This window comes from Nocardioides sp. Leaf307 (assembly GCF_001423135.1).
GTDB lineage: Bacteria > Actinomycetota > Actinomycetes > Propionibacteriales > Nocardioidaceae > Nocardioides > Nocardioides kribbensis.
Genome location: NZ_LMNY01000001.1, coordinates 773,497 through 799,587, shown reverse-complemented (window position 1 = coordinate 799,587; position 26,091 = coordinate 773,497). Strand labels below are relative to the sequence as shown.

At 69.7% G+C, this 26,091-nt stretch carries 25 protein-coding genes and 1 other RNA gene; 9 read left to right on the top strand and 17 right to left on the bottom strand.

Going from position 1 to position 26,091, the window contains the following annotated elements; translation table 11 throughout:
* Positions 1-8: 8 nt before the first annotated feature.
* Entirely contained in the window at positions 9-968 is a 960-nt protein-coding gene (locus tag ASF50_RS03705; RefSeq protein WP_056903527.1) for a cyclase family protein, read from the bottom strand.
* A gap of 87 nt (positions 969-1,055) precedes the next feature.
* Here ASF50_RS03705 and ASF50_RS03700 point away from each other — a divergent pair, with 87 nt between their 5' ends.
* Entirely contained in the window at positions 1,056-2,078 is a 1,023-nt protein-coding gene (locus tag ASF50_RS03700) for a TetR family transcriptional regulator (RefSeq protein WP_321163135.1), read from the top strand.
* On the opposite strand, the gene ASF50_RS03695 is transcribed toward ASF50_RS03700, so the two are convergent.
* Complete coding sequence (locus ASF50_RS03695) at positions 2,069-3,169, bottom strand: DNA glycosylase AlkZ-like family protein (protein ID WP_056903525.1); 1,101 nt, start codon at positions 3,167-3,169, stop codon at positions 2,069-2,071. The genes ASF50_RS03700 and ASF50_RS03695 overlap by 10 nt on opposite strands.
* A 120-nt stretch (positions 3,170-3,289) precedes the next feature.
* On the opposite strand from ASF50_RS03695, the gene ASF50_RS03690 reads away from it, so the two are divergent.
* Entirely contained in the window at positions 3,290-4,165 is an 876-nt protein-coding gene (locus ASF50_RS03690) for an AraC family transcriptional regulator (RefSeq protein WP_056903524.1), read from the top strand.
* 274 nt (positions 4,166-4,439) lie between these two features.
* On the opposite strand, the gene ASF50_RS03685 is transcribed toward ASF50_RS03690, so the two are convergent.
* The 8 genes from ASF50_RS03685 to ftsE all read right to left on the bottom strand — a co-directional run bounded on the left by ASF50_RS03685 (position 4,440) and on the right by ftsE (position 12,753).
* Entirely contained in the window at positions 4,440-4,931 is a 492-nt protein-coding gene (locus tag ASF50_RS03685) for a GNAT family N-acetyltransferase (RefSeq protein ID WP_235557543.1), read from the bottom strand.
* A gap of 181 nt (positions 4,932-5,112) precedes the next feature.
* Positions 5,113-5,483, bottom strand: a transfer-messenger RNA (tmRNA) gene (gene ssrA / locus ASF50_RS18330).
* 77 nt (positions 5,484-5,560) lie between these two features.
* Positions 5,561-6,109, bottom strand: coding sequence for a hypothetical protein (locus ASF50_RS03680; protein ID WP_056903523.1), 549 nt, complete (start codon positions 6,107-6,109; stop codon positions 5,561-5,563).
* Positions 6,110-8,378: 2,269 nt separating this feature from the next.
* A complete protein-coding gene (locus tag ASF50_RS03665; RefSeq protein ID WP_056903520.1) occupies positions 8,379-9,248 on the bottom strand; it encodes an amidohydrolase family protein in 870 nt (289 codons plus the stop codon).
* Positions 9,241-9,720 carry an SsrA-binding protein SmpB gene (smpB, locus tag ASF50_RS03660; protein WP_056863617.1) on the bottom strand — a complete coding sequence of 160 codons (480 nt, stop codon included), beginning with the start codon at positions 9,718-9,720 and terminating at the stop codon, positions 9,241-9,243. Before smpB ends, ASF50_RS03665 begins: the two co-directional genes overlap by 8 nt.
* Positions 9,721-9,757: 37 nt before the next feature.
* Entirely contained in the window at positions 9,758-10,939 is a 1,182-nt protein-coding gene (locus tag ASF50_RS03655; RefSeq protein WP_235557542.1) for a peptidoglycan DD-metalloendopeptidase family protein, read from the bottom strand.
* 140 nt (positions 10,940-11,079) lie between these two features.
* On the bottom strand, positions 11,080-11,994 hold the full coding sequence (ftsX, locus tag ASF50_RS03650; RefSeq protein ID WP_056863615.1) for a permease-like cell division protein FtsX: 915 nt from the start codon (positions 11,992-11,994) through the stop codon (positions 11,080-11,082).
* Between the two features lie 69 nt (positions 11,995-12,063).
* The gene (gene ftsE / locus ASF50_RS03645; RefSeq protein ID WP_056864531.1) at positions 12,064-12,753 is read right to left on the bottom strand and encodes a cell division ATP-binding protein FtsE; all 690 of its coding nucleotides are present in this window, start codon (positions 12,751-12,753) and stop codon (positions 12,064-12,066) included.
* 78 nt (positions 12,754-12,831) lie between these two features.
* Here ftsE and ASF50_RS03640 point away from each other — a divergent pair, with 78 nt between their 5' ends.
* A complete protein-coding gene (locus ASF50_RS03640; RefSeq protein ID WP_056903519.1) occupies positions 12,832-13,503 on the top strand; it encodes a hypothetical protein in 672 nt (223 codons plus the stop codon).
* A gap of 118 nt (positions 13,504-13,621) precedes the next feature.
* A complete protein-coding gene (locus ASF50_RS19395; RefSeq protein ID WP_056903518.1) occupies positions 13,622-15,469 on the top strand; it encodes a hypothetical protein in 1,848 nt (615 codons plus the stop codon).
* A 12-nt stretch (positions 15,470-15,481) separates the two neighbouring features.
* Here ASF50_RS19395 and prfB read toward each other — a convergent pair whose 3' ends face one another.
* Both prfB and ASF50_RS03625 read right to left on the bottom strand, forming a co-directional pair.
* Entirely contained in the window at positions 15,482-16,600 is a 1,119-nt protein-coding gene (gene prfB / locus ASF50_RS03630) for a peptide chain release factor 2 (protein ID WP_056863612.1), read from the bottom strand.
* Between the two features lie 32 nt (positions 16,601-16,632).
* Entirely contained in the window at positions 16,633-17,133 is a 501-nt protein-coding gene (locus tag ASF50_RS03625; protein ID WP_056903517.1) for a CAP domain-containing protein, read from the bottom strand.
* Positions 17,134-17,231: 98 nt separating this feature from the next.
* On the opposite strand from ASF50_RS03625, the gene ASF50_RS03620 reads away from it, so the two are divergent.
* Complete coding sequence (locus tag ASF50_RS03620) at positions 17,232-18,149, top strand: alpha/beta hydrolase family protein (RefSeq protein ID WP_056903516.1); 918 nt, start codon at positions 17,232-17,234, stop codon at positions 18,147-18,149.
* 18 nt (positions 18,150-18,167) lie between these two features.
* On the top strand, positions 18,168-19,103 hold the full coding sequence (locus ASF50_RS03615; protein ID WP_056903515.1) for a calcium-binding protein: 936 nt from the start codon (positions 18,168-18,170) through the stop codon (positions 19,101-19,103).
* Positions 19,104-19,121: 18 nt separating this feature from the next.
* Here ASF50_RS03615 and ASF50_RS03610 read toward each other — a convergent pair whose 3' ends face one another.
* From ASF50_RS03610 to ASF50_RS03595, 4 genes are read right to left on the bottom strand one after another with little or no spacing between them, the layout of a single operon-like run.
* Complete coding sequence (locus ASF50_RS03610; RefSeq protein WP_056903514.1) at positions 19,122-19,568, bottom strand: pilus assembly protein TadG-related protein; 447 nt, start codon at positions 19,566-19,568, stop codon at positions 19,122-19,124.
* On the bottom strand, positions 19,565-20,014 hold the full coding sequence (locus ASF50_RS03605; protein ID WP_056903513.1) for a hypothetical protein: 450 nt from the start codon (positions 20,012-20,014) through the stop codon (positions 19,565-19,567). The genes ASF50_RS03610 and ASF50_RS03605 overlap by 4 nt, the downstream gene beginning before the upstream one ends.
* Positions 20,011-20,406 carry a TadE/TadG family type IV pilus assembly protein gene (locus ASF50_RS03600; protein WP_056863606.1) on the bottom strand — a complete coding sequence of 132 codons (396 nt, stop codon included), beginning with the start codon at positions 20,404-20,406 and terminating at the stop codon, positions 20,011-20,013. Before ASF50_RS03600 ends, ASF50_RS03605 begins: the two co-directional genes overlap by 4 nt.
* Complete coding sequence (locus ASF50_RS03595; RefSeq protein WP_200919137.1) at positions 20,406-20,615, bottom strand: hypothetical protein; 210 nt, start codon at positions 20,613-20,615, stop codon at positions 20,406-20,408. The genes ASF50_RS03600 and ASF50_RS03595 overlap by 1 nt, the downstream gene beginning before the upstream one ends.
* A gap of 132 nt (positions 20,616-20,747) precedes the next feature.
* On the opposite strand from ASF50_RS03595, the gene ASF50_RS18325 reads away from it, so the two are divergent.
* Positions 20,748-22,205 carry a recombinase family protein gene (locus tag ASF50_RS18325; protein ID WP_082502725.1) on the top strand — a complete coding sequence of 486 codons (1,458 nt, stop codon included), beginning with the start codon at positions 20,748-20,750 and terminating at the stop codon, positions 22,203-22,205.
* 155 nt (positions 22,206-22,360) lie between these two features.
* Positions 22,361-22,681, top strand: coding sequence for a hypothetical protein (locus ASF50_RS18810; RefSeq protein WP_156718067.1), 321 nt, complete (start codon positions 22,361-22,363; stop codon positions 22,679-22,681).
* 843 nt (positions 22,682-23,524) lie between these two features.
* Here the strand turns inward: ASF50_RS18810 and ASF50_RS18320 are convergent.
* A complete protein-coding gene (locus tag ASF50_RS18320) occupies positions 23,525-24,196 on the bottom strand; it encodes a recombinase family protein (protein WP_082502723.1) in 672 nt (223 codons plus the stop codon).
* A 624-nt stretch (positions 24,197-24,820) separates the two neighbouring features.
* On the opposite strand from ASF50_RS18320, the gene ASF50_RS18805 reads away from it, so the two are divergent.
* The gene (locus ASF50_RS18805) at positions 24,821-25,999 is read left to right on the top strand and encodes a hypothetical protein (protein WP_156718065.1); all 1,179 of its coding nucleotides are present in this window, start codon (positions 24,821-24,823) and stop codon (positions 25,997-25,999) included.
* The last annotated feature ends 92 nt before the right edge of the window (positions 26,000-26,091 follow it).

The following is a 26,091-nucleotide window of genomic DNA, read 5'->3' as shown; positions in this document are numbered from 1 at the left end:
GGCGCCCCTCACTTGATCGCGATCGGGTTCACCGGGGCGCCGCTGCCCTGGGCGACCTTGAGCGGGGCGGCGGCGTAGAAGAACTCGTAGCGGCCGTCCTCGGCGCAGTCGGCCGCGAGCGCCTCGAGGTCGGCGATCTCGGTGAGCGTGACGCCGAGGTTGCGCATCAGGGCGTTGTGCAGCACGAGGGCGACGCCGTTGTTGGGGTCGAAGGTGACCTCGTTGGCGATGGTGTCGGTGACGAGGTTGGGGATCTCCATGTCGGCGAACCACTGCACGAGCTCGGGGCTGTAGACCAGGCCCGGCTCGCAGAAGCCCTCGTAGAACTTGTCGCCGAGCTCGAAGAAGAGCTGGAGGTAGTTGGTGCGGATGATGAGGATGTCGCGCTTGCGCAGCTCGACGCCCTGCGCCTCGGCGCAGGCGAGGAGGTCCTCGTGGGTGTAGGTCTCGGCCGCGGCCAGCGTCTCCTTGCCGCGGAAGCGGGCCATGTCGAGCAGCACCGCGCGACCGACCACGCCCCGCTCGGCGATGGGCTGGATGCTGGCCTTGTCGAGGCCGCCGATGGTGGTGCGTGCGTCGTAGCCGTTCCAGAGCTGCCCGCCGTACCAGACGTGGCCCAGGGCGTCGTACTGCGTGGAGCCCTGGAGGAAGGCGTTGATCTTGTCGTCGGCGTAGTGCAGACCGCCGGGGAAGGCCGGCCCGTCGTCGCCGTCCCAGTTCGACTCGTCGAGGATCTGGGTGCGCTCGGCCGGGGTGCGGCCGGGCCACACCGGGTCGCCCTTCGGGTCGCCGATGAGGCGCTGGAGGGTGAAGACCTTGCCCGAGCTGATCAGCCCGGCGGCCGCGACGACCTGCTCGGGGCCGAGGTAGTTCAGCCCGCCGACCTCGTCGTCGGGCCCCCACTTGCCCCAGTTGGTGGGCGAGTCCTTGAGGAGCTCGTCGAGCGGGGGCACGGTGGAGTCGGTCATCTGTCCTCCTGGACGCACGGGTCGAGCGAGCGAACGCACACTCGGGTTTCACTATGACGCGCCTCACAGTGCAAGACCACTGGACCGCTGTCAAGGGTCGAGCAGGCCCTGGCGACGCGCTCCCGTGCGGCGGAGGAATTCAGGGATGCTGAAACGTGCGACCTGTGCCAGGATCGTCGCCGCGCCCGACCGCCACGCCGCCGGGCGACCCGGACCCGAGAGGAGCCACCGATCACCGACCCCACCCCCGACCACCGCTCCGCCCTCGGCCTGGCCGTGCGGGCGCTGCGGCACCGCCGCGGCCTGACGCTGCGTCAGCTCGCCGACGTGCTCGGTGTCAGCTCGGCCACGCTGAGCGCGATCGAGAACGGCAAGACCGGGGTCTCCAGCGAGCGTGTCGCCCACCTGGCCGAGGCCCTCGAGGTGCCGGTCGACCACCTCTTCGGCGCCACCGGCGACGGCCCGGCGGGCGCCGCGCCCCCGCGATCGGCGCCCTCGGTCGAGGACTGGCGCCACCTGCCGCCGCTCGAGCTCGACGCCGCGCTGGCGGGGGCGCTGTCGTCCTTCCTGGAGTTCGGCTACCACGGCGCGACCATGCGCACGATCGCCGAGCGGGCCGGGCTCTCGGTGCCCGGCCTCTACCACTACTACGCCAGCAAGCAGGAGATGCTGGTCGCGCTCCTCGACCTCACCATGCACGACCTCCAGGCCCGCACCGCCGCCGCCCTGGCCGAGGGGCACGACCCCGTCAGCCGCTTCACCCACCTCGTGGAGTGCCTCGCGCTCTACCACACCCACCGCCGCGAGCTGGCCTTCGTCGGGGCCTCGGAGATGCGCAGCCTGGAGCCCGGCGCGCGCGAGCGGGTGGCCGCCCTGCGCCGCGCCGAGCAGGCGCTGGTCGACGTCGAGGTCGAGGCCGGGGTGCGCGCCGGCGTCTTCGCCACGACCCGCCCCCACGAGGCCGCCCGCGCGGTCGTCACGATGTGCACGGCCCTGGCGCAGTGGTTCCGCCGCGACGGCGCCGCCACCGCCGAGCAGGTCGCCGAGCAGTACGTCGACTTCGCCCTCGGGCTCGTCCGCCACGACCCCTCGCGCCCGGCTCAGCGCTGAGCCGGCTCCAGCCCCAGCCAGCCCGCGAGCCGCTCGACCTCCGTCTCGACCCGCCCTCGCAGGTCGGCGTCGAAGGCCACGTCCTCGTGCACGGCGTCGACGTGCAGGACTCCCCCACGGCGGTCGGCGGTGGCGTCGACCTTCCCCACGAGGCGCTCCCCGTCGAGCACCGGCAGCGCCCAGTAGCCCCAGCGCCGTGAGGCCGCCGGCTTGTACATCTCCAGCAGGTAGTCGAAGGCGAAGAGGTCGGTGAGGCGACGGCGGTCCTTGACCACCGCGTCCAGCGGCGAGAGCAGCACCGTGCGCCCGGCCAGGGGCTCGTCGGCACGCGCCAGGGCGGCGGGGTCGACCCGCCAGCGACCGCGCAGGCCCTCGACCACGGCCGGCTCCCCCGGCGGGGCGCCGAGGGCGGCGGCCCCCGAGCGCTGCCGGTCGAGGCCCAGCGAGACGAGGGTGCGGCGCGCGCGCTCGGACCAGGCCTCCTCCAGCGGCACCGGCGCCTGGTCGAGGTAGACGCGCTCGGCGAGGTCCCACAGCGCCTCCCTGCCCTCGCGACCGGCCGCGGCGACCTCGCCGCGCTGCACCAGGAGGTCGAGCAGGCGGCGCAGCGAGCGGTCGTCGTTCCACCCGCTCGAGGTCCACCGCACCGCGAACCGCGTGGTCAGCGCGCTCGTCGGCAGCGGGCCGTCGGTGCGCAGCCGGTCGAGCACCTCACGGCGGCTCTCGTCGTTGGCCTCGACCCACCCGGCGAGCCGCTCCTGCCAGGGCCGCAGCTCCCCCGGCCCGGGCCAGGCCGCCATCTCGGCGCGCCACAGGGCGACGTCCTCGGCCGGCACGGCGAAGCCGCGCAGGTCGACCACCCGCTGCTGGGCCAGCAGGTCCTCGAGCTCGCGGGGGTCGTAGTCGTCGCCGATCCGGCTCCAGAGCACGAGGTCGGCGCTCGGCGCGACCGCCGCCGTGGGATCGAGCTGCAGGCGGGTCAGGTGGCGCAGCGTCGCGAGCACGTCGTCGGGCCGCGGGCGACCGAGCAGCTGGGCCCGCAGCGTGATCCGCCGGGCCTGCTCCTGCGAGAGCCGGTGCACCTGCGCCATGCGGCGACCCTAGGCCCCCACCGGCGGCCGGGGCCACGGCCGGGCCGACCGGATCGGTCCGCGATGATCGGGCGCGAGGGGTGCCGGGCCAGCGAGGCTGGTGAGCGGAAGGAGGGACCCGTGATCGCCGTACTCAACCTCACCGTCGACGCCGTCGAGGCCCAGCTCGCCGACGACCCGTCGCTGGCCGTCGACGTCGCCGCGCTCGCCGCCCGCGGCGGCACCAGCGAGCACCACCTGCGCCGGATGTTCGCGTCGCTGGCGGGCATGCCCCTGTCGGACTACGTGCGGCGCCGGCGCATGTCGCTGGCCGCGGCCGACCTGGTCGGCACCGACGACGACCTGCTCACCATCGCGGTCCGCCACGGCTACGGCTCGACCGAGGCCTTCGGGCGGGCGTTCCGCGCGGTGCACGGCGCCGGTCCGGGCGACGTACGACGTCACGGTGGTCCCACACGCATACAACCACGGCTCAGGTTCCACCTGAGCGTCGAAGGGAGCGTCCCCATGGACACCCGCATCGTCACCCTGCCCGCCCTGCGCCTGGTGGGCCACGCCGCGCGCGTGCCGCTGGTCCACGAGGGGGTCAACCAGGCCATCGCCGACCACGTCGCCTCCATCCCCGCAGGGTCCTTGGAGGGCCTGAGGCGCCTCAACGACATCGAGCCGCGGGGCGTGCTGTCGGTCAGCGACGACCTCGACCCCGACCGCGTCGAGGGCACCGGGCTCACCTACCTCCAGGGCGTCGCCACCACGTTGGCTCCCCCGGTGGGCCTCGACGTCCTCGAGGTGGCGGCCGGCACCTGGGCCGTCTTCCGCACCGAGGGCCCGCACCCCGCCGTGCTGCAGGACACGTGGGCCGCCACCGCCACCTCGTGGTTCCCCTCGCAGCCGTGGCGCCTGCGCCCCGGCCCCGAGATCGTGGCGGTGCAGGCCTACGACGCCGCGGCCGGCACCGCGACGTGCGACCTGTGGCTGCCGGTCGAGCCCGCCTAGGGGCTGGTCGGACCCCGGTGGCAGACGCAGCAGAGCCCCCTCGGCGGTGCCGAGGGGGCTCAGCGTCAAGAGGGCTGGACCGCGGTGAGGCTGCGGACCGGTGTGTGGTGGTGGGGTGTTCGCAGAACCCTCCTCACCAGGTCAGGAGTCGCATTCCGCGAACCGGCTCGCCGGTGTGCACCCCCAGAGGACGGATTCAGCACCCCACCGGCGAACTCGCATCCGGACTTGGTGGTCGCCATGCGACAGGCGGGCCCGGCCCGTCGAACTCAACCTACAGCTCCAGCTTGAAGCCCTCATGCGAGGCGGTGAAACCGAGGCCTGCGTAGAAGCGGTGCGCCTTGGGACGCTGCTTGTCGCTGGTGAGCTGGATCAGCGCGCAACCGCGACGCTCAGCCTCTCCCCTCGCCCACAGGAGGAGAGCCTGCCCAAGGCCGCTGTTGCGCAGGTCGGCGTGGACCCTCACGGCCTCGATCTGTGCTCGAAGGGCGCCGCGACGTGCGAGTCCCGGGAGGAAGCTCAGCTGCATGGTTGCCACGACCTTGCCGTGGTTCTCGGCTACCAGGAGAAGGTGTGCAGGGTCCGCGTCGACGGCTGCGAAGGCCCGGAGGTACGGCTGCAGCCCGTCGGAGTCGTCGGTCCCGTCCCGCCCCGCGCCCAGCGGGTCGTCGGTCAAGAGCTCCACGATGCTCGGAACGTCCTCGATGACAGCTCGCCGCAGGCTGGCGGTGCCTTGTGTCGTCCGGAGTGCTCCCAGTTCGGTCACGTCCCCGATGGTGCCCTACCCACGACGGCGAGCAGACGCAATGACAAGTCCAGAGGCACGAGAGCCGCCCTGACGAGTGTCAGAGCGGCTCTCGTTCAAGAGGGCTGGCTCCCGGCGGGGTGACCCACCGGCACCGGCGATTCTGCGAAGTCTCCGCGCTTGTTCTGCGAAGACCCCGTGGTGGTGGAGCTGGCGGGAATCGAACCCGCGTCCTCGAGCGTCGAACCAGGTCTTCTCCGGGTGCAGTCTGCGATGTCGCTTTTCTCGGCCCCGGCGCTCGCGCAGACGCGTCGCCGACAGGCCCAGTCAGGATTAAGTCCCGATCAACCCCCCTGACAGGAGTTGAGCAGCAAGTCTCCTAGATGACGCCAGGGTCCGGGACGGAGACGGATGCCCGGTCTGACGCTTCGATCACCGCTCAGGCGGCGAGAGCGAAGGAACTGCGCTTAGCGTTGGCAGTTATTGGTTTCCAGCGATCGTTTACGAGATGACGCTGGCTCCTCGACCCGCTTCCCCTGGGACTAACGTCCCAAGTCGAAACCGATCAGCCCCTCTTGAGTTGTGGTGCTCGTCCATCCTAGCGCGCCCGCGCCGCCGGTTGTTCCCGGCGACGTCGGGCGCGGGGCCGCTCAGCCGCCCGTGCCCTCGAGCAGGTAGTCGCGCACGGGGGTCGCGAGGTCCTCGTCGCCCTCGAGCTCGGTCTCGTTGCCCCCGCTGGAGACGACCGCGGCCTGCTCCTCGCCGTCGTCGCAGGAGCCCTCGACCAGGCCGACCCGGGCGTCGTTGACCGAGAACACCAGCGCGATCGCCGGGTCGGTGTCCTGGATGCAGACCTCCTGGTCGGCCTTCTCGAAGCGGCCGACCGACACGCCCTCGGGGAAGTCGGCCTGGGCGTTGAAGTCCTCCGCGGAGTCGTAGCCGCCCTCGGGGGCCTGCTGCTCGAAGAGCACGGTGATGAGGTCGACGTAGTCCTGGCCGGTCGCCTCGTCGCCGGAGTCGTCGCCGGAGTCCTCCGCGGGCTCCGAGGCGTCCTCGGACGAGGACTCCGAGGTGGAGGCGCTGGCATCGCCCTCCGGCTCGGCGGAGTCGTCGGACCCGCCGCAGGCGGTCAGCGACAGCGCCATGACGGCGGCGGGGACGAGGGCGAGCGTGCGGCGCACGGCGGAGCGGGAGGTCATGGTGTCCTTCGGATCGGGTCAGGACGCAGTACGACGCCCCACGCCCACTGTCCCACCCGCTGTCGCCGGTGGTGGAGGAGGGAGCCCCAGCATCCCCGGTGGTTGAGGAGGGAGCGCCAGCGACCGTCTCGAAACCACAGCCGCACGGTGGTTGAGGAGGGAGCGCCAGCGACCGTCTCGAAACCACAGCCGCACGGTGGTTGAGGAGGGAGCCCCAGCGACCGTCTCGAAACCACCCTCACGCGACAGCACAACCCCCTCCACAGATTGATCCGTACACCTAGTCATCGAATGCGTGTTCGAATAAACTAGGTCCATGCTCCTCGACCTCGACACCACCGGCGCCGTGGTCGACGTCGACTCCCTCGACGCCGACGAGGTCCTGGAGTACGCCGCCGACACCGCCCGCTCGGTACGTGCCGCCGAGCGCCGCACCCTGCGCGTCATGGCCCGCTGGGGAGCGCTGAACCCCGACCGGGCCTACGCGTGGTCGGTGCCCGGGATGATCCGCCACGGCCTCGACGAGTTCGCCGCCGAACCCCTCGCGCTGGCGTTGGAGATGTCGCCGCTCAACGCCGGCTGCAACCTCGCCGAGGTCATGGAGCTCGTCCACCGCCTCCCACGCATCTGGGCGATGGTCGACGACCTCACCCTCCCCGGCTGGCGCGCCCGGCGCATCGCCTCCCAGACCCAGGTACTCAACGACACCGGGGCCGCGTACGTCGACCGCAAGGTCGCCGCCCTCGGCCCCCGCGTGCAGAGCCTCGGGGCACGACGGATCGAGCTGTTCGTCACCGAGGCAGCCGCCAGGCACGACCCCCACGCCCAGGCCGCCCTCGAAGAACGAGCCCGCGGTGGGTGGAACGTCCGGGTGACCCACGACATCGACCGCGGCTCCGCCTCGGGCACCTCCTGGCTCGAGGCCACCGGTGACACCCAGGACCTCACCCGCTTCCACGACCTGATCTGCGCCACCGCCGCCGAGCTCGGCCGCCACCAGACCTCGACCGGAGCAGTGGTCGAGTCGCTGGAGGTCCGTAAAGCCAGGGCGATCGGGGTGATCACCGACCGCGCCCAGGGGTTGACGGCGTTGGACTCGGTGGAGTCGACGACTGCGAAGGAGCGGGTGGTCTACGTCCACCTGCGCCCCGAGGACCTCGCACGCGCCGAGACCCTCGCCGCCCTCGACACAACCCGCACGAGTAGGGAAGAACCAGCGCCGGAGGAGCCCCCGTCACCCGTCGAGGCCCCGGCGGAAGAGCCCCTGCCCGATCCGTGGGACCTCCCCACCCCCGCCGACCACGAGACCGTCCCCGCGGGACAGGCCATGGCCCCGGTGGCTGAGGAGCGAGCGCAGCGAGCGTCTCGAAGCCCCGCCGCGGGCAACGACCCCGAGACCACCGCCGGACAGGCCMCGGCCCCGGTGGCTGAGGAGCGAGCGCAGCGAGCGTCTCGAAGCCACCCCACCACCGAGGCGCAGGCCACCGAGGAGCAGCCCGCACCGCAGCACCCTGCGGGCGACCCGTACCGCACCACCGGCCCCGACCTGCGCCCCACAGCGGTCCATCGCCACCACGAGACCAGCCATCTGTCCCAGATCGACCGCACCGGCCCACCGCCCGGCACCGCGGTCGTCGAGGGCCTCGGCGTCGTCTCCACCACCACCCTGCGCCGCTGGCTCCTTGGCACCAAGGTCTACGTGAGACCCGTCATCGACCTCGACCCCACCACCGCCGGNCCGCGGTCGTCGAGGGCCTCGGCGTCGTCTCCACCACCACCCTGCGCCGCTGGCTCCTTGGCACCAAGGTCTACGTGAGACCCGTCATCGACCTCGACCCCACCACCGCCGGCGCCGTCGACCGGCACGACCCACCACCCTGGATGCGCGAACACGTCACCATCCGCGACCTACGCTGCGTCTTCCCCGGCTGCACCGTGCCCTCACGACGCTGCGACCTCGACCACATCACCCCCTACCGACCCCTCGACCACGGCGGCAGACCCGGCCAAACCCACCCCNTCCCCGGCTGCACCGTGCCCTCACGACGCTGCGACCTCGACCACATCACCCCCTACCGACCCCTCGACCACGGCGGCAGACCCGGCCAAACCCACCCCTCCAACCTCGCCCCGCTGTGCCGCCACCACCACCGACTCAAGACCACCGGCTCCGAAGGCAGCCCACCCTGGAGCTACCACCGGCATCCCGACGGCACCTACACCTGGACCAACCCCCACGGCTGGACCACCCTCGTCCGCGCCGGGTGACTCAGGCGGGACCGAGCAGCCGCATCCCGTTGTGCCAGCACACGTCGCGCAGCCAGTCCTCGCCCAGGTCGAGGCGGGCCAGCGACTCCAGCTGGTGGGCGTAGGGGTAGGGGATGGTCGGGAAGTCGGTGCCGAGCAACACCCGGGACTGCAGGTCGCGCAGCCGCTCGGTGAGCCCGTCGGGGTAGTCGGTGTCCCAGAAGTCGGTGAAGACCATGGTGGTGTCGAGGTGGACCCGCTCGTAGCGCGCGGCGAGGTCGGCGAAGTCGAGGTAGTCCGGCGCCCCGAGGTGTGCGGCGACCACGGTGAGCCGGGGGTGGGCCGCCAGCAGCCGCGCCATCGGCGCGGGTCCGGTGAAGTCGTTGCCGACCGGTGCGTGGCCGGCGTGCACCACCACCGGCGTGCCGGCGTCCTCGAGCGCGCCCCACGCCGGGGTCAGCAGCGGGTCGTCGAGGTCGAACTCCCCCACCTGCACGTGCACCTTGAACACCTCGACGCCCGCCTCGATCGACGCGGCGACGTAGTCGCCGGCCTCGGGCTCGGGGTAGAAGGTGGCCGACCACAGCGACTCCGGCACGTCGCGCTTGAAGCCCGCGGCCCACTCGTTGAGGAAGCCGGCGATGCCGGGGCGGTGGGCGTAGGGCAGTGTCGAGAAGCGCCGCACCCCCATCGCGCGCAGCAGCGCGACGCGCTCCTCGACGGGCAGGCGGTAGCGGATGGGCCAGGGCCGGCCGATCTTCGGGCCGGCAGCGTCGAAGACGGCGTGGACCTTGCGCTCCACCGGGGGCGCGAGGAAGTGGGTGTGCACGTCGTACAGCCCGGGCAGGCCGAGGCCCTCCCAGAACGCGCGCACCGGCGCGACGTCAGTCACGCATGCCCTTCATCCGGCGACCCACGGCCTGCTCGGTCTCGCGCACGGCCTGGCGCTCGGCGAGCGCGTGGCGCTTGTCCCAGGTCTTCTTGCCCTTGGCAGTGGCGATCTCGACCTTGGCCCGGCCGTCGAGGAAGTACAGCGACAGCGGCACGATCGTCAGGCCCTTCTCCGAGACCCGCCGCTCGATCTTGTCGATCTCGACCCGGTTGAGCAGCAGCTTGCGCTTGCGGCGCGCGGAGTGGTTGGTCCAGGTGCCCTGGGAGTACTCCGGGATGTGCACGCCGTGCAGCCACGCCTCGTCGCGGTCGATGTCGACGAAGCCGTCCACGAGCGACGCGCGCCCCTGGCGCAGCGACTTCACCTCGGTGCCGACGAGCACCAGGCCCGCCTCGTAGACGTCCTCGATGAGGTAGTCGTGACGCGCCTTCTTGTTCTGCGCGATGAGCTTGCGCCCCTGCTCCCTGGCCATCCGTCCATTGTCCCAGGTCGGGTCAATCGGGTTGCGGTCACATCCAGGTCATGGGGTCCACGGCGTTGCCGTTGACCAGCACCGTGTAGTGCAGGTGGCAGCCGGTGGACCACCCGGTGTCGCCGACGTAGCCCACGATCTCCCCGGTCGAGACCCGGTCGCCGACGTCCACGCGGTAGCCGGAGGCGTGGTTGTAGACGACGGTGAGGTTCTTGCCGTTGACCTGGCCGAGGTTGACGTAGAGCCGGTTGCCGTAGACCGAGGAGTAGTACTTCGAGATCACGGTGCCGTCGCCGGAGGCGCGCATGCCCTCGCCGCAGGCGACGCCGAAGTCGGTGCCGTCGTGCAGGCTGTAGTAGCCGTAGATGGGGTGGGTGCGCATCCCGAAGGGCGAGGTGACCGGGCCGGTCACCGGCGGCAGCAGGAAGCCGTCGGCCGACGCCGAGACGCTCGTCCCGCGCGAGGCCCGGGCCGCCTCCATGATCTGCTGCTTGATCCGGGCCTCCTGGTTGCGCAGCCGCGACAGCAGCGCGCGGTCCTTGGCCAGCGCCGCCGACGCCTCGCGCCGCGCGTCGAGGCGTACGGCGACCTTGTCGCGCACCTTCTCGCGCCCGGCCACGGCCTGGGCGGTGAGGGCGCGCATCGTCGCGAGGTTGGCCGCGGCCGCCTCGCGCTGCTGCGCCACGTCGTCGCGGGCCTCGGAGAGCTGGTCCTCGCGCACCTGGAGCAGGACCTCGGCGGCGTCGAGCTCGTCGTAGACCTCGGTCTGGTTGCTCGAGATGACGCGGTCGGTCTGCTGCTGGCGGGTGAGGTCGCCCAGGGAGCCGGAGTTCATCAGGGCGGTGAGCGACATCAGCTGCGGGTCGCCCTGCTGGTAGAGCTCGTTGACCGAGTCGGTCACCTCGGTGCGCTGGTCGGCGAGGGCCTGCTGGCCCTCGGCGAGGTCGCTCTCGGCGGTGGTCAGCCGGTCCTCGGCCTTGGCCAGGGCCTCGGCCATCTCGGCGTCGCGCTCGCGCGCCGCGTCGAGCCGCTCGCGCACGGCGGCGAGCTCGGCGACCGCGGCGTCCAGCTCGGCCTGGGCGGCGTCGAGGGCGCCCTGGGCCCGGCGCATCGCGGCGCTGGTCTCGTCGAGCTCGTCGTGGGCGCGCTCGATCTGCTTCTCGACCTGCTTCTGCTGGTCCTGGAGGTCGTCGTCTGCCTGGGCGAATGGGACGGCCACGGCGCCGGTCGCCAGCGCTGAGGTCGCGAGGACCAACGCCAGGCGACGGCGGGCGGCGCTGGGGAAGGAGCGCACGTCATGCCTTCGACTGATCGGGGACTGCTCGGGGAAGAGAGCGGGTCGACGGTAACCCGCCGTGCTCAGACCTTGAGGTATTTGCGCGTCAGCAGGAGTGTCGGCAGCAGGGTGAGCACCGGCCCGAGGACGGCCACGACGGCGACGGTCAGCAGGTAGTCGTCGACGCCCACCCACGGGATGAAGCCCAGGTAGTCGGTGAACCGCTGCTCGACGCCGAAGTACATGAACGCCCCCAGCGAGACGACCGAGAGCCCCACCGCGACCAACGCGGTCACCACCGCCTCGAGCAGGAACGGCAGCGCGATGTAGACCGTCGAGGCGCCCACCAGGCGCATGATCCCGATCTCCTTGCGTCGGGCGAAGGCCGCCAGCCGGATCGTGTTGGCCACCAGCAGCAGCGCGGCCACGACCAAGAAGACCGCGACCCCGAGCGAGCCGACCTGCATCGCGGTCATGATCTTGAGCAGCGGCGCGATCACCTCCCGCTGGTCGCGCACGTTGGCGACGCCGTCGAGCCCGACGATCTCGCTGGTGATGCCCTGGTACTCGTCGCGGTCCTTGAGCGTGATCCACAGCGACTCGGCCAGGTCGTCCTCGGTGAGGATCGCGTTGGGCCCCTCGAAGCGGTCGGCCTCGTCGGGCCCCAGCAGCTCCTTGGCCTTGGCGAAGGCCGTGGCCTGCGACTCGAAGTAGTAGGACTCGACCTCGGGGTTGGCCTCGACGACCCGCTCGATCTCCTCCTTCTGCTGGTCGGTCACGGCGCTCTGGCAGTTCGGGTCGGGGTCATCGGAGCGGCAGAGGAAGGCGGTGATCTGCAGCTCGCTGCCCCACTGGTCGACGGCCTTCTCGGCCTGGGCGCGCACCAGCAGTCCCAGTCCGACGAGGGTGAGGGACACGAAGAGGGTGAGGATCACCGCCAGGTGCATGGAGAGGTTGCGTCGCAGGCCCTGGCCGAGGTTCGAGAAGACGTAGCGCATGAGGGGAGGGAGATCTCCTGAGGTGGTCCGGGCCGCGGCCCGGGGGTGTGTCGGTCCCGGAGGGACAGGTCAGTGCTGGAAGCCGTAGACGCCCTGGGCGTGGTCGCGGATGACCCGGCCGTCCTCGAGCTCGATGACGCGCTTGCGCATCTGGTCGACGATGCCGTGGTCGTGGGTGGCCATGACCACCGTGGTGCCGGTGCGGTTGATCCGGTCGAGCAGCTTCATGATCCCGACCGACGTGGTCGGGTCGAGGTTGCCGGTCGGCTCGTCGGCGATGAGGATCATCGGCCGGTTGACGAAGGCGCGGGCGATCGCGACGCGCTGCTGCTCACCGCCGGAGAGCTCGTCGGGCATGCGGTCGGCCTTGCCCTCGAGACCCACGAGCTCCAGCGTCTCCGGCACCGTCGAGCGGACCTCGGAGCGGGACTTGCCGATCACCTCGAGGGCGAAGGCGACGTTCTCGGCCACCGACTTGTTCTGCAGCAGCCGGAAGTCCTGGAAGACGGTGCCGATCTGGCGCCGCAGCCGCGGCACCTTCCAGCCCGCCAGACGGTTGATCTCCTTGCCGGCGACGTAGACGCGACCGTCGGTGGGCCGCATCTCGCGCAGCACCAGGCGCAGGGCCGTGGACTTGCCCGAGCCCGAGGCGCCGACGAGGAAGACGAACTCGCCCTTCTCGACGTCGACGCTGACCTGGTCGAGGGCGGGCGCGCCCGTGCCGGGGTAGGTCTTGGTCACCTTCTCGAAGCGAATCACCCGCAGGAGCGTACGCCAGGCGACCACCCGCGTGGGGACCTCGACGCCCGCCCCGGCGACGCTCGTATCGTGGCTCACATGACCGTCTCCGGCCGCCCCCTCGCGGGTCGCACCACGACCGCCGCCCGGCTGGCCGTGGTGGCGCTCGCCCTCGTCGTGGCCCTGGCCGCGTGCACCGGAGGCGACGACGCGCCCGCACCGGGCGAGCCCACCCCGTCGGCGTCGCCGGCCCCGCCGGCGGGCCTGGCCGACCTCGACACCACGACACTGGCCGTGACCCGGGGCGACCTGTGCCCGACCGTCGATCCCGCGGCGGTCGAGGACGCGCTGGGCGGGGCGCCGGCCGACGCCGAGTCCTACGCCAACGGCGAGCGTGTCGAGCTGACCGGGGGCGTGCGCGACGTCGCCCACGAGTGGAGCTGCACCTGGAGCGGCGAGGACCGCGAGGCGGCGCGGGCCTGGGTCTTCGCTCCCCCGGTGCCGAAGGACCGGGCCCGTGAGCTGGTCCGCACGCTGGCCACCGCCGACGGCTGCACCCGCCCGCGGCAGGCCGAGCAGTACGGCGCCCCCTCGCTCGGCCTGGTCTGCGAGGCCGGACCCGTCACCCGCGTCCAGTACGCCGGCCTCTTCGGCGACGCCTGGCTCTCCTGCTCGCTCACCCTCCCGCGCTCCACCGAGCGGGCCGACCTCCTCGAGCGCGGCAGCCGCTGGTGCGCCGCCGTGGCGCTGGCCGGCTCCGCCACCTCCTGAGCCCTCGACGCTGACCTCCCGACGCTGACCTCCCGCCCGCGGGCGGGCACGGATCCGGGCGAAGCCGCCCGCGGGAGGGTCCCGCGCGACTAGCCTCCCGGCGGGAGGGAGACCCGTCATGTCGCTGCGCCACCACGCCCGGCCCGGTCCACGCCGCACGATCGTCGCGACGCTGGCCGTGCTCGCCTGCCTCGGCGGCACGCTCGCCGGCGCCGGCGCTGCGCCGGCCCCCGCAACCGCCCCCGCAACCGCCCCCGCCCCCGACCCGGCGTCCCCGGCGCCCGGCACCTCCCGGCTCCTCCCCGCCCCGGCGGGCGGCGAGCGCGCCGTGCGCCTGCTGGGCGGGCGTCTCGACGACGCCGCGGCACGCAACGACCTCACCGCCACCGCGCTGGTCGACCTGCTGACCGGCGACCCCACGGTCCGCGTCGACGAGCGCGGCAGGGTCCTCTTCCGCGACGTCGACCCGCACCGGCCCGAGCCCGCCGAGGCCCCCGACGCCGCCCGCGAGGCGCAGGCCCTCGCGGCCCCCTTCCCCGACGACCAGACCTTCGAGCTGCACAGCCTCCCCGGCTCGCGGCGCACGATCTACCTCGACGTCGACGGCGGCACGGTGGCCGGCACGGCGTGGAACGACGCGTCCTTCCCCGACGGCGCCGTCACCGGCTACGACCTCGACGGCGACCCGTCCACCTTCTCCCCCGCCGAGCGCGCCGTCGTGCAGGTCGTGTGGCAGCGCGTCGCCGAGGACTTCGCGCCCTTCGACGTCGACGTCACCACCGAGGCGCCCCCACCCGGTCGCATCGACCGCTCCGGGGAGGCCGACCAGGAGTACGGCACGGTCGCCATGATCACCGGCGACGCCCGCGCCCACGCCGCGATCTGCGGCGACCCCGGCTGCACCGGCGTGGCCTACCTCGACGTCTTCGACGCCACCCGCAGCCACGCCCGCTACCAGCCCGCCTGGGCCTTCACCGCCTACTACGACGCCGTCGCCAGCATCGCCGAGACCGTCTCCCACGAGGTCGGCCACAACCTCTCGCTGAGCCACGACGGCTACGGCACCCGGGACTACTACGGCGGCCACGGCCTCTGGGGCCCCATCATGGGCTCGACCGGTCGCCCGGTCGTGCAGTGGAGCCAGGGCTCCTACGCCGGGGCCACCAGCACCGAGGACGACCTGGCCCTCATCGCCACCCACGGCCTGCCGCTGCGGGCCGACGAGGCCGGGGCCGACATCGCCACCGCGGCCGCCGCGCCGCCCGCGGGGCCGGCGTACGTCACGACACGGGAGGACGTGGACGTGTTCGCGCTCGGCCCGTGCACCGGGCCCGTCTCCGTCACCGGTGCGACCGCGCTGGCCAGCCCCGACCTCGACCTCGAGCTGAGCCTCCTCGACGCCTCCGGCGCCACGCTGGCCACGGCCGACCCGCTGGTGCAGTCGGTGCAGGGCCGGCTGACCGGGATGGGGGCCACCGTGTCGCTGCCGGTCTCCGACGAGCCGCTGTGGGTGGCCGTCGACGGCGTCGGCGCGGGCGGCTGGAGCACGGGCTACGACGACTACGGCAGCCTGGGCTCCTACGTGCTCTCGGTGGTCGGCGCCTGCGCCGACAGCAGCGAGCAGCCCGACCCGGTCCCAGACCCGGTCGAGGTCACGGCGCCGGGTGCGCCGGTGCTCGACGGGGTGCGGCCCGGCCGGTCCGGGCGGCCGCTGACCCTCGCGGTGCGCTGGACGCCGTCGGTCGACGACGGCGGCTCCGCGGTGACCGGGTGGCGGGTCACCGCCCAGCGTCTCGACCGCGACGGTGCCGTGGTGCGCACCAGCACCGGCCCGCTGCTCTCCCCCGAGCGCCGGCGCGCGAGCCTGCGGCTCGGCGCGGGGCGCTACCGCCTCGCGGTGACGGCGCTCAACGCGCAGGGCGCGAGCCCGCTCAGCGCGTGGTCCCGGGTGGTGCGGCCGCGCTGAGCGGTCGGGCGGTCAGTTCTCGTCGGCCTTCTCGCTGCCGCGGCGCCAACGGATGCCGGCCTCGAGGAAGCCGTCGAGGTCGCCGTCGAAGACCGCGGAGGGGTTGCCCGACTCGTAGGTCGTGCGCAGGTCCTTGACCACCTGGTAGGGGTTGAGGACGTAGTTGCGCATCTGGTCGCCCCACGAGGCCTGCACGTCGCCGCGCAGCCCGTCGAGGTGGGCCTTCTCCTCGGCCTTCTTCAGCGCCAGCAGCTTGGCCTTGAGCACCACCATGGCGCTGGCCTTGTTCTGCAGCTGGCTCTTCTCGTTCTGGCACGACACGACGGTGCCGGTGGGGATGTGGGTCAGCCGCACCGCGGAGTCGGTGGTGTTGACCGACTGCCCGCCCGGGCCGCCGGAGCGGTAGACGTCGACGCGGATCTCCTCGTCGGGCACGTCGATCTCGTCGGTCTGCTCGAGCACGGGCACGACCTCGACGGCCGCGAAGGAGGTCTGGCGGCGGCCCTGGTTGTCGAAGGGGCTGATCCGCACGAGGCGGTGGGTGCCGGCCTCGACGCTCAGCGTGCCGTAGGTGTAGGCCCCGTGGACCGCGAAGGTGGCCGACTTCAGCCCGGCCTCCTCGGCGTAGGAGGTGTCGAAGACCTCGACGGGGTAGCTGTGCTGCTCGGCCCAGCGGGTGTACATGCGCAGCAGCATCTCGGCGAAGTCGGCGGCGTCGACGCCGCCGGCGCCGGCGCGGATGGTCACGAGCGCCTCGCGCGCGTCGTACTCGCCGTTGAGCAGGGTGCGGACCTCGAGGCCCTCGACCGCGGCCTTGATCTTGCCCAGCTCGCGCTCGGCCTCGGCCAGCGAGTCGGCGTCGCCCTCCTCCTGGCCCAGCTCCGCGAGGATGCCGAGGTCCTCGATGCGGCTCTCCAGGGCGGCGAAGCGGTCGACCTGGCCCTGGAGGTCGGAGAGGCGACCGGTCACGCGGGTCGCGTTGGACTGGTCGTCCCAGAGGTCGGGCGCCGCCACCTGCTCAGCGAGGTCGGCGATCTCCTTGTGCATGGCGCCGATGTCGAGCACCTGCTCGATGGTGCGCATCGTCGCCTGGAGCTGCTTGATCTCGGTGTCGTAATCGGGTCCTGCCACGGGCCCAGGGTACGTCCCCGGGCGAGCGGGGCCTACTTGCGACCGAAGACCTGGGCGACGTACCAGGTGCCGTCGTCGTCGGTGCGCGCCGCGAGGCCGACCAGGCGGTAGGACGGCTCGAGGATGTTGGCGCGGTGCCCGGGCGAGTCCATCCACGCCGCGACGACCGCCTTGCCGCTGGCGTAGCCGTAGGCGACGTTCTCCCCCACGCTGCTCAGGCCGCAGTCGGAGAGGATCGGCTGGAGGTTCTGGTGGGCCATGGTCTCGTTGGCCGCCATCCAGCGGGCCTGCTTCACGGCGTACTTCTGCACGCACTTCTGGCGCTTGAGGGCGACCAGGTCGCGGTCGGTGCGCTCGCCGTTGGTCTGGCGCACGGCGGCGCCCTGGTAGCGCTGCTGGGCGTCGGTGCCGGCGGCCACGGCCGGTGCGGGCGCGGCCACCAGGGCGGTGAGCACGGCGGGCGCGGCCACGAGGGCGGCCAGGCGGGCGAGAGCAGGGCGGGAGGCGGTCGGGGCGGGGGTCCGAGAGTTCACGCATCCCACCGTACGACGAACCGGGCGGGTCGTCCCGGGGTCGGGATACGCCATCGTGGCGATGCGGGCGGGTCGCCGCGTGGTGCAGGCTCGGGCTGGTGCGCCTCTTCCCACAGACCTCGACGGCCCGCGGGCCGCTGCTCCCTGTCCTGCTCGCCCTCGCGGCCCTGACCGCGACGCTCCTCCCGCTCGCCGCGCTCGCGCCGCAGCCGGCCCCCGCCGCGGCGGCCGAGCCCCGCCGCTCCGGCTGCGTCGAGGCCAGCGGCCCCTTCCACGTCGGCACCACCACGGTGACCGTGCGCTCGCGCGGCCGCGACCTCCCGGCCACCGTCGCCTACCCCGCGACCTCCGACGGCGTCGGCGCGACGCCGGTGTGCCGGGTCTCCCCGCTGGTCCTGGCCGGCCACGGCTCGGGCGGCGACGGCGCCTCCGCGGCCGCGCTCCACGGCTACCTCGTCGAGGCCGGCTACGTGGTGGCCGCCCCGACCTTCCCCGGCGGGTTCGACATCGCCGGCTACGCCAAGGACGTGCGACGCACCCTCACCACGGTCCGCGCGGTCTCCGACCGCTCCGGCGGTCTGCTCTCCGGCCGCGTCCGCCAGGGCGGCCCGGTGGGCTACATCGGCACGTCGATGGGCGCCATCGTCGGTCTGGCGCTGGTCGACAGCGAGCAGCGCGACGGCCGCATCCGTGCGGTCGTGGCCAAGGCCGGCACGTCCTTCGACCCCACCTTCCGTCCCGTCGGCGGGCCGCCGCTGCTCATGCTCAACGGCGACGCCGACAGCGTCATCCCCTACGCCGGCGCCCGCGAGACCTACCAGCAGGCCCGCCGCACCAAGGGCCTGATCACCCTCAGCGGGGTCGGCCACGACCTCGACACCGGCGGCGACCCGGTGCTGCGCACGACCAGCACCGCGTTCCTCGACCGCTTCCTGCGCGACCGCGACCACGCCCTGGGCCGCCTGCAGCGCATCGTGTCCGACTCCGAGGTCGCCAGCCTGCGCAAGCGGTGGTGAGCGCCTTAACGTAAAGGCGTGATCTCCCACCTCGCCCGCCGGGCACGCCTCGTGACCCTGGCCGTCGGCGCCTCCTGCCTTGTCGCCACCTGCCTCGTCGCCCCCGCCGGGGCGCAGGCTCCGGGCGGGGCGTGCGACGAGCCAACGCTCCTCGGCACGGCCGGCGACGACCACCTCGTGGGCACCGAGGGACCCGACGTCATCGACGCCGGCGACGGACAGGACGTCGTCGACGGCCTCGGCGGCGACGACGTCCTCTGCGGCGGCGCGGGCGGCGACCGGCTCGACGGCGGCGCCGGCGACGACGTGCTGCTCGGCGGTCTCGACGGGTACGTCGACGCCCCCGAGCCCTACGGCTCCTACCGCATCGGCGACGTGCTGCTCAGCGGACCGGGCGACGACGTCCTCGACGCCGGCCCCGACCCCCGCTCGGGCGAGCCCCTCGACGTGGTCACCTTCGAGGGCTCCGCCACCGCCGTGACCGTGGACCTCGGGGCGGGCACGGCCCACGGCGAGGGCGAGGACCGGCTGGTCGGCCCGTGGCGACGCGTGCACCTCTCCCCCCAGGCCGACGTGCTGCGCGGGTCCGACGTCGTCGACGACGTGCAGGGCGAGGGCGGCGGCGACCGCCTCGCCGGTGGCCCGGGCGACGACCGGCTCAGCCTCCAGGGCGAGGTGGGCCCGGCCGACCCCGCCACGCTCGCCGGCACCGTGCGCGGCGGGGGCGGCGACGACCTCCTCGTCGGCGCCGCCGGGGCCGACCTGCTCCTCGCCGGGCCGGGCGACGACCTGGTCGTGGCGTGGGCCGGCGCCGACGACGTCGACGGCGGTCGGGGCCGGGACCTGCTGCGTGGCCTGGCCGGCGACGACCTGCTGGACGGCGGTCCCGGCCGCGACACCGCCTCGGGTGGGCCGGGTCGCGACCGACTCGTGTCGGTCGAGGTGCGCCGTTGATGGTGGCGAGCCCCGGGCTCAGCCGATGCTCGCCACCGCCGACCCGGTCGCGCCGACCACGGCGCCGCCCGGCGAGCCCGGGATGCTCAGCGGGAGGTCGAGCGGGGCGCGCAGCTCGACGGTGACCTCGTCGCTGCCGGGAGCCACGCTCACCGCGACGGCGAGCCCGGGGTACTCGGCGTAGGCGCCCACCTGCTGCAGGTAGGCCTGCACCGCGCCGCGCGCCGTGGCCTCGGTGAGCCGCAGCCGCTCCCCGCCGAGGCCGTCGGTGTAGACCTGCTCGCCCTCGCCGGCGCGGTCGGCCGCGGTCAGCGCGGCCCCGTCGGCGAGGGTGTTGAGGCCGGAGCGGTGCAGGTAGGCCGCGGTCGCGTCGACCACCGCCGCCACGCCCATCAGCAGGACGAAGGCGAAGCCGATGACCAGCAGGCTGATCTGCCCCGACTCGTCCTGGCCCCGCGCCCTCACGACCCCGCCTCCTGGTAGCGACCGATCGGCACCGTGTGGCTGGCGTCGAGGGCGAAGCTGGGCGCTCCCCCGCCCAGGGCGTCGGGCAGCAGCGGCAGCCGCACGCCGGAGTCGACGCGCACGGTCACGACCGAGCCCGGGCTGTGGCAGTCGGGGCTCGGCACGCAGCTGACGGCGACGTCGACCCCGACGTCCTCGAGCCCCTGGTCGGCGAGGGCCTGCCGGGCGGCGGCCTCGGCCCGCGCCCTGCCGGTGGCGTCGTCGGGGGCCAGCGCGAAGGCCCGGCCCGCGGCGCGGGCGGCCTCGCTCACGCCGAGCGCTCCGCGCTGCACCTCGAAGACGCTGAGCACGATCCACACGATCGGCACCAGCAGCAGGATGCCGAGCCACACCAGCTCGACGAGCGCACTGCCCGCGTCCTCACCCCTCCCGCGGCGCCGGCTCACGGGGTCGTCCCCTCCACGGTGGGCTCCTCGACGGCGTGGCCCGCGACGTCGAGCTCCACGGCCGGGCCGCCGATGCCGAGCGCCGGCACCCGCGCCGTCACCGTCACCCGGTACGCCGGCGCCCCGTCGAGCAGCACCCGCTCGACCCGCACGTCCTCGGCGTACCGCGCCGCGACCACGCCGGCCACCTGCTCGCGCGCCGCCGCCGCCCCGTCACCGCCGTCGGCGTCGGCCGTCGCGGCGATCCGGGCACCGTCGGCCGCGGCCGCGGCCAGGGTGTTGCGCACGAAGAGGGTCAGCGAGACCTGGAGGACCCCCAGCACCACCGGCACGAGCACGACCAGCACCAAGACGAAGTCGACGACCGCCGAGCCGTCCTCCCGCCGACCCACTACTTCACCGAGTTCAGCGCGTCCCGCAGCAGGGCCGTGAGCTGGTCGCGCGCGACCGCCGACAGCGCCACCACCAGGCCCGCGGTCATGACGGTCACCAGCACCCAGCCCGGCACGTCACCGCGGCCGTCGCGCCGGCGCCCCGGAGGGGCCAGCCGCAGCCGCAGGAGGAGGTGCAGGCGGAGGAGGAGCAGGGTCGCAGTGGTCACAGGAGGTTCCTTTCCGAGAGGTCGAGCGCCGGGTCAGGGGGCGACCAGGCTGAGGCCCACGACACCGGGCCAGAAGGCGAAGAGCACGGTCACGGGGAGCACGCAACCAGTCCAGATCAGTACCCTTCGGGTATGACCAGCAAGAGGGTGGTTTTGTACGCGCGCCTATCGATCACCACTGATGAGTCAGTGAGCATCGAGCGCCAGCTGCAGGCGGGCCGCGACACGTGCAAGGCAAGAGGCTGGACCGTCGTCGCAGAGTACGTAGACGACGGCGTGAGCGCATCGGCGAACGCTCCTGAGAACCGCCGCGGCTGGCAACAGGTCCTAGCCCACCCAAAGGGAACATACGACCTCGTACTGATCTGGAAGATAGATCGACTGGCGCGCAAGGTGCTCGACTTCCTCCACGCAGACCAAGCACTGCAGAAGCGTGGAGCGGGCGTCGCGGCGGTCGAGCAAAACATCGACATGACGACGACGGAGGGCCGCGGATTCGCGACGATGCTGGCAGTTTTCGCTGAAATGGAAGCCGACGCGATCCGGTCCAGGGTCAAGGCCGCTCGAAGGTCCCTGATTGCCGCCGGTCGGGTGCCGGGAGGTGCCGCACCGTTTGGCTACCGCAACATTCCCAATCCAGACGGCCCGGGCAAGGTCCTCGCCAAGGACCCAGAGCAAATCTCATACGTCATCGAGGCAGCGGAAAGAGTCATGCGGGGCGACTCTTTCAACAGCGTTGCGGGCTGGCTAGACGAAGTGGCACCGCGCACCGCTCGAAGCAACAGCGCTGCTAGGTGGACGATCACAGTCACAAAGCGGATGCTCTCCAACCCTGTTCTTGCCGGGATGACCGCATACAACCCCGGCAATAACACAAAGGTGCGCGGCGCCGATGTCCTTCGCGGCAGCGAAGGCATGCCCGTAATCCGAGAAGATCTCGCGATCTTGAGTATCAGTGACTTTCGAAAACTTCAAAGCATTCTGGAGACTAGTCAGCCGTACGCCAGCCGATCCGAGTCGTACCTTTCTGGCTTGGTCTGGTGTGGCGAATGCAACCGAAAGATGCATCGGAACGCCAAGACGGTGCATGGAAAAAAGGTGAGAGTATTTCAGTGCCAGGGAAAAGACGGGTGCGGACAGCAGGTGACCAATCTCGAAGCCATTGTTGAACGCAGATATTTCCGGGACTTTAATGGACGCTGGGCCATGGGTTACGAGGTTGTCTCGTCGGACCACGACATCGACGAAATCAACCGCCAAATTCACGAAACTACCCGCGCCATGCAGGCCGATGACGCAGACATGCAGGCACTCTCAGAGCGTCTACAGGGCCTCAAGGAGCTCCGCAAAAATACTCCGCCACCACAAACCCGACGAACAATTACTGGAGCCACGTCCGAAGAGGATTGGGAAAGGGACCCTCGACAAGCATTACTCCGTTACGCAGCTGGAGTGAGACTGAAGAGAGGTCGAGTCGGCTCCAAATTCGACGACAAGCGACTGTCGTGGATCAACAGAGGAGAGGTATTCACCGACATAGCTGCGGCTTTCGCGAGCCTAGGCATCGAATTAAATGGCGACGGAACATGAGCAGCGGATCCGTACTATCTTGAATAAGATTGGACTAAGACACTTTTAGATTTCACGTCCACCTTGATGCCGCCTTGACAGGCAAAAATCGAGCATGGTTCTCTTGCATCAGTCGAACTCACCGAAGAGATCGACCCGACACATGAGGAGAAATTATGAATAAATTTGCAAAGCTAGAACAAATAGTTACCGAAGCGGGAAAGTTCCTTCTCAAGCCACTAGCGGAGCGACAGAAGGAAATCAGAGAGAAAGGACTGGTTCGAAACCCCAGCCCGGACGCGCTGCATGAAGCCGATGTCCGCTATCTAATCTCGGTCGAAGCGCGAGTAGCAGTCAATAACGAAGCAGAGTACGCATTGATGGAAAACCTGGAGGAAGCCTTGACGAAGGAGCTGAGTAAGCAAGAGTGGAAGATCTACAGTTACGAATCTTGGATCCACCATCTAGATGGACCACAGCAGGGTCAAATAGTCTAGATCGGCGTTAAAGAAAGTTCCAAGGTTGGCATTAAGAATCGCCCCGTGATAAAATGAATGAGTAGATGGAAGCCAAACGAAAGTAGTCTGCAACACGTAACAGCGATCAAATTTTCGCATTGAACATGCGATTGCCCCGCAGGTGTCGGCTCCCACCTGTGGGGTTTTCTTTATGTCTTCTCCCCCTGCCATCAAGATAGACAGACGAAAAAAGCGATTGTCGGGAGACGACCGCAGGAGAAAACGTCAGAGCTCCCCTGCCTATTGGTACGGCAAGACCCGCACGGCGGGCAGGTGCGAAACGACTGCCCAAGGTTGGACTGACCGAATCAGCCGCAAGTGCAATTGCGCACAAGAGCCGACGATGATCCGACTATGGATCTGGCAGTAGGGGAAAACGGAGAGCCTGTCCTACGCGAGAAGCCGATCGGCACACGCCCGCTCTGTCACCACTGGTGACGCTAGGGGAACTCCATCGAAGTTCTGACTTAGTCCCTACCAAGGGCTAAGTCTGCTCATCGAACAAATACATCAAACAAACATAAGGAGAAGGATATGATTTCAAACAAGAACGCGGAAGGTCCATATGAGAAAATAGTCAATCTGCCTACATCAGGCGATCTGCCAGTTGAGTCTGCAGGACTTCCTGGGTACTTCACCGCCGCAGACATGGTGAGGGCATTTAATATCCCAGACGATCAGGGCGGAGCGAATGAGGCAGTTCGGGCATGGGTGCGTCGTCATGGCGAATACAGCCTTGCCGAGTTCGAACCCGGAAGATGGTCAGCAAAGTAGGAGAAGTAGGAGAAAGTCGAGGGGTTGTGCGACAGCACACCCCCCCTCCTATGTTGCCCACGCCGCAGCGTCCAACTCGGCAGATCTGAGAACTCCCTGCACAGTTGACGGGTACCAGCGCACGCCGCCTCTGGCGGTGGGAACTCCGTCATCATTCAAGGCTCGTGCAATCGCGCTCAGACCGTGGCCAGATTCCCATGAATCAACGATGCGCTTCGTAACCGCGCCAGAAAGTACTCGGGGTCTCCCTAGTCGAACCCCCGTCGCCTTGAGCTGTTGCAACGCACCGGAGGTGCGGGCACCGATTAGTTGACGCTCGTACTCAGCAAACGCAGCCATTACGTTGGCCATCAAGGAGCCGCTTGGGGTCGTGGTGTCGATGGCGAGGTCCAGCACCACGAGTTCCCAGCCCTCTCGGCGTGCACGATCCATCAGAGTGACGAAGTCGAGAATCGAGCGTGACAGTCGGTCGAGCTTCGAGACCACCAGGACCGAAGCATCTCCAGACCGCAGCGACTCCAGGGCGGCGGCGATACCCGGACGTGACAAGTTCTTGGCAGAGAACCCATCGTCGGTCACGAACTCCAGGTCGCTCCACCCGCGACGCGTCGCCTCCAATGCGATGACGGTTCGCTGATCAGCAAGACCTAATCCGGAAACACTCTGCTCCTCGGTAGACACTCGCAGATAAGCAATCACAGTCGCGGAGCGGTTGGCCATAGGTCGACCTTACACAAAACGGACGATTAGTGTACGTAACCCGTGGAGGTCGTTGAACGACTGGTCGCGCTTCATAGATCGTTTAGAATGCCTTGCTCCCGCCAACGTCCGAGAACGAAGTCGCCGACCTCGTCATTCGAGTTCCCACCATCTCGTATAGCCCGATCCGGGAAGTGGGCCACAAGGGAATCGAACATCTGCCGCGCACATCCTCGGCAACGAAATTCAGCGGCTGTCTTGATACTGGTGATCATTACATCGTCCCCAACGAAACCGAAGTAGAGGTAGCCAACGGTCTCAGATCCATAGCTGGCGTCGACCCATCCGGTCTTCCGCTTCGTTACGTCGGTCGAGTCCAGGTCAGGCGCATGCACCTCTATATCGAACGCAAACTTCTCCATGTCCGGCGGACAGCCATCTGCAAGAATCCGAACCTGGTCACTGTCGCTAGCCATTGTTAGACATCCCCTCATGCTGTCGATAGTGGCAGAGTACACATGCAGAGGCATGGGAGTGAGTCCGGCCGGGGACAGACCACGCGCCTACCAATTGTTGAAAGTCAACAGGGTCGAATGTTTCTGGGCGCACTATCGACGGAGGAACCGCGCGGTCAAATCATATATCATGGCGCTCACCAGAATTTATACATTCCAGCCACACCAACAATTAGGACCGAACATTTTGAATCCTGAATTGGCGACCGAAAGCTCGAGCGTGACCCCGCCAGATCTTAGACTCCACACATTGGAGGCGCGCGACAACATCACGCTAGATGTGATTTTTCAAGACCCCGCTTCATCGGGACCGGAAATCCGAAGCGCAGTCGCCAGCGCCCTTACAAACACCCGTTCGCAGTTAGCCTTACGTCACATAAACTACGACGAATTGAGGACTGCGCTCACCCCGCAGGTCGGCCGAAAGGAGGTGGCCTTGCTGTTCGATTCGCGCCAGATGCGCGACTCCTACGGCGACGAGGCCGCAAGAGCAGTTCTGCCACTTATCGACAGGAGGGGGAACCACAGCCTTCTAAGTGGCGATTTGATCTGGCCTGATTTGAATGAAGTGCTCAAGGCATTGGACCGGGAAGCTGTCTTGTGGGACCGGCCAAAAATCCTAATTCCCCACCAAATCTATGTGATCTATCTAACGAACTTGAGCGAAAGTAATTTCTTCAAACTGACGTCGGGCGTCATTGGGAATCCCGGAGCTTTCGGTTACGTGGATTGCACCTATTCCGGGGCGACCAAAAATATGCTCGCCACCTGCCTTGGGTCCAAGTATGTGAAACTCGCTGGAAAGTTCGTAACGAGCCATGTTGACGACGCCCTTCCTGACGTCAATCAAAACACGCCGGGGTGGCCGCTCGAGGATCTGGGGTACTCAGTTTACTCCATCAACGGACTGCACTTCGACCTCTTCCTCCGATACAAAATTGAATCCTCCTTGTCCAGCTTTGCCTTCAACGATGGTCATTTCGCACTCGCCGCAGTGGCGGGCATCTGGCGCGACCCTAGATCGGTTCCGTTGCACCTCGACCCCAGCAAACTGGAGTACCTTTCCAAGGAGAAAAGTGGCAGTCTGATAAGGGCCGACCTCGCGGGGCTGACGGCCGAGCAAATTGCCCAGAGCATCCAGGAGAAACTCAGCAGCAGCTATATTTATAACCTGGTTTGGAACTCAGAGAAAGACTATTCAAATTTTGCGGCAATGATTGAGTTCCCGAACAATGGAAGGGTCACCAGACTACGCGCTGCACTGAAGTACGAGAATGAGCAACTGGGCCTCGTTACTCTTTTTGGGTAGCGCGGAAAGGACTTCAAGACGGCTCTTGGGATGCCGGTTACTCTGCAGCGCTATTCGTGGCCTCAGGCGACCCCGAGTCACGAGGCTTGAGG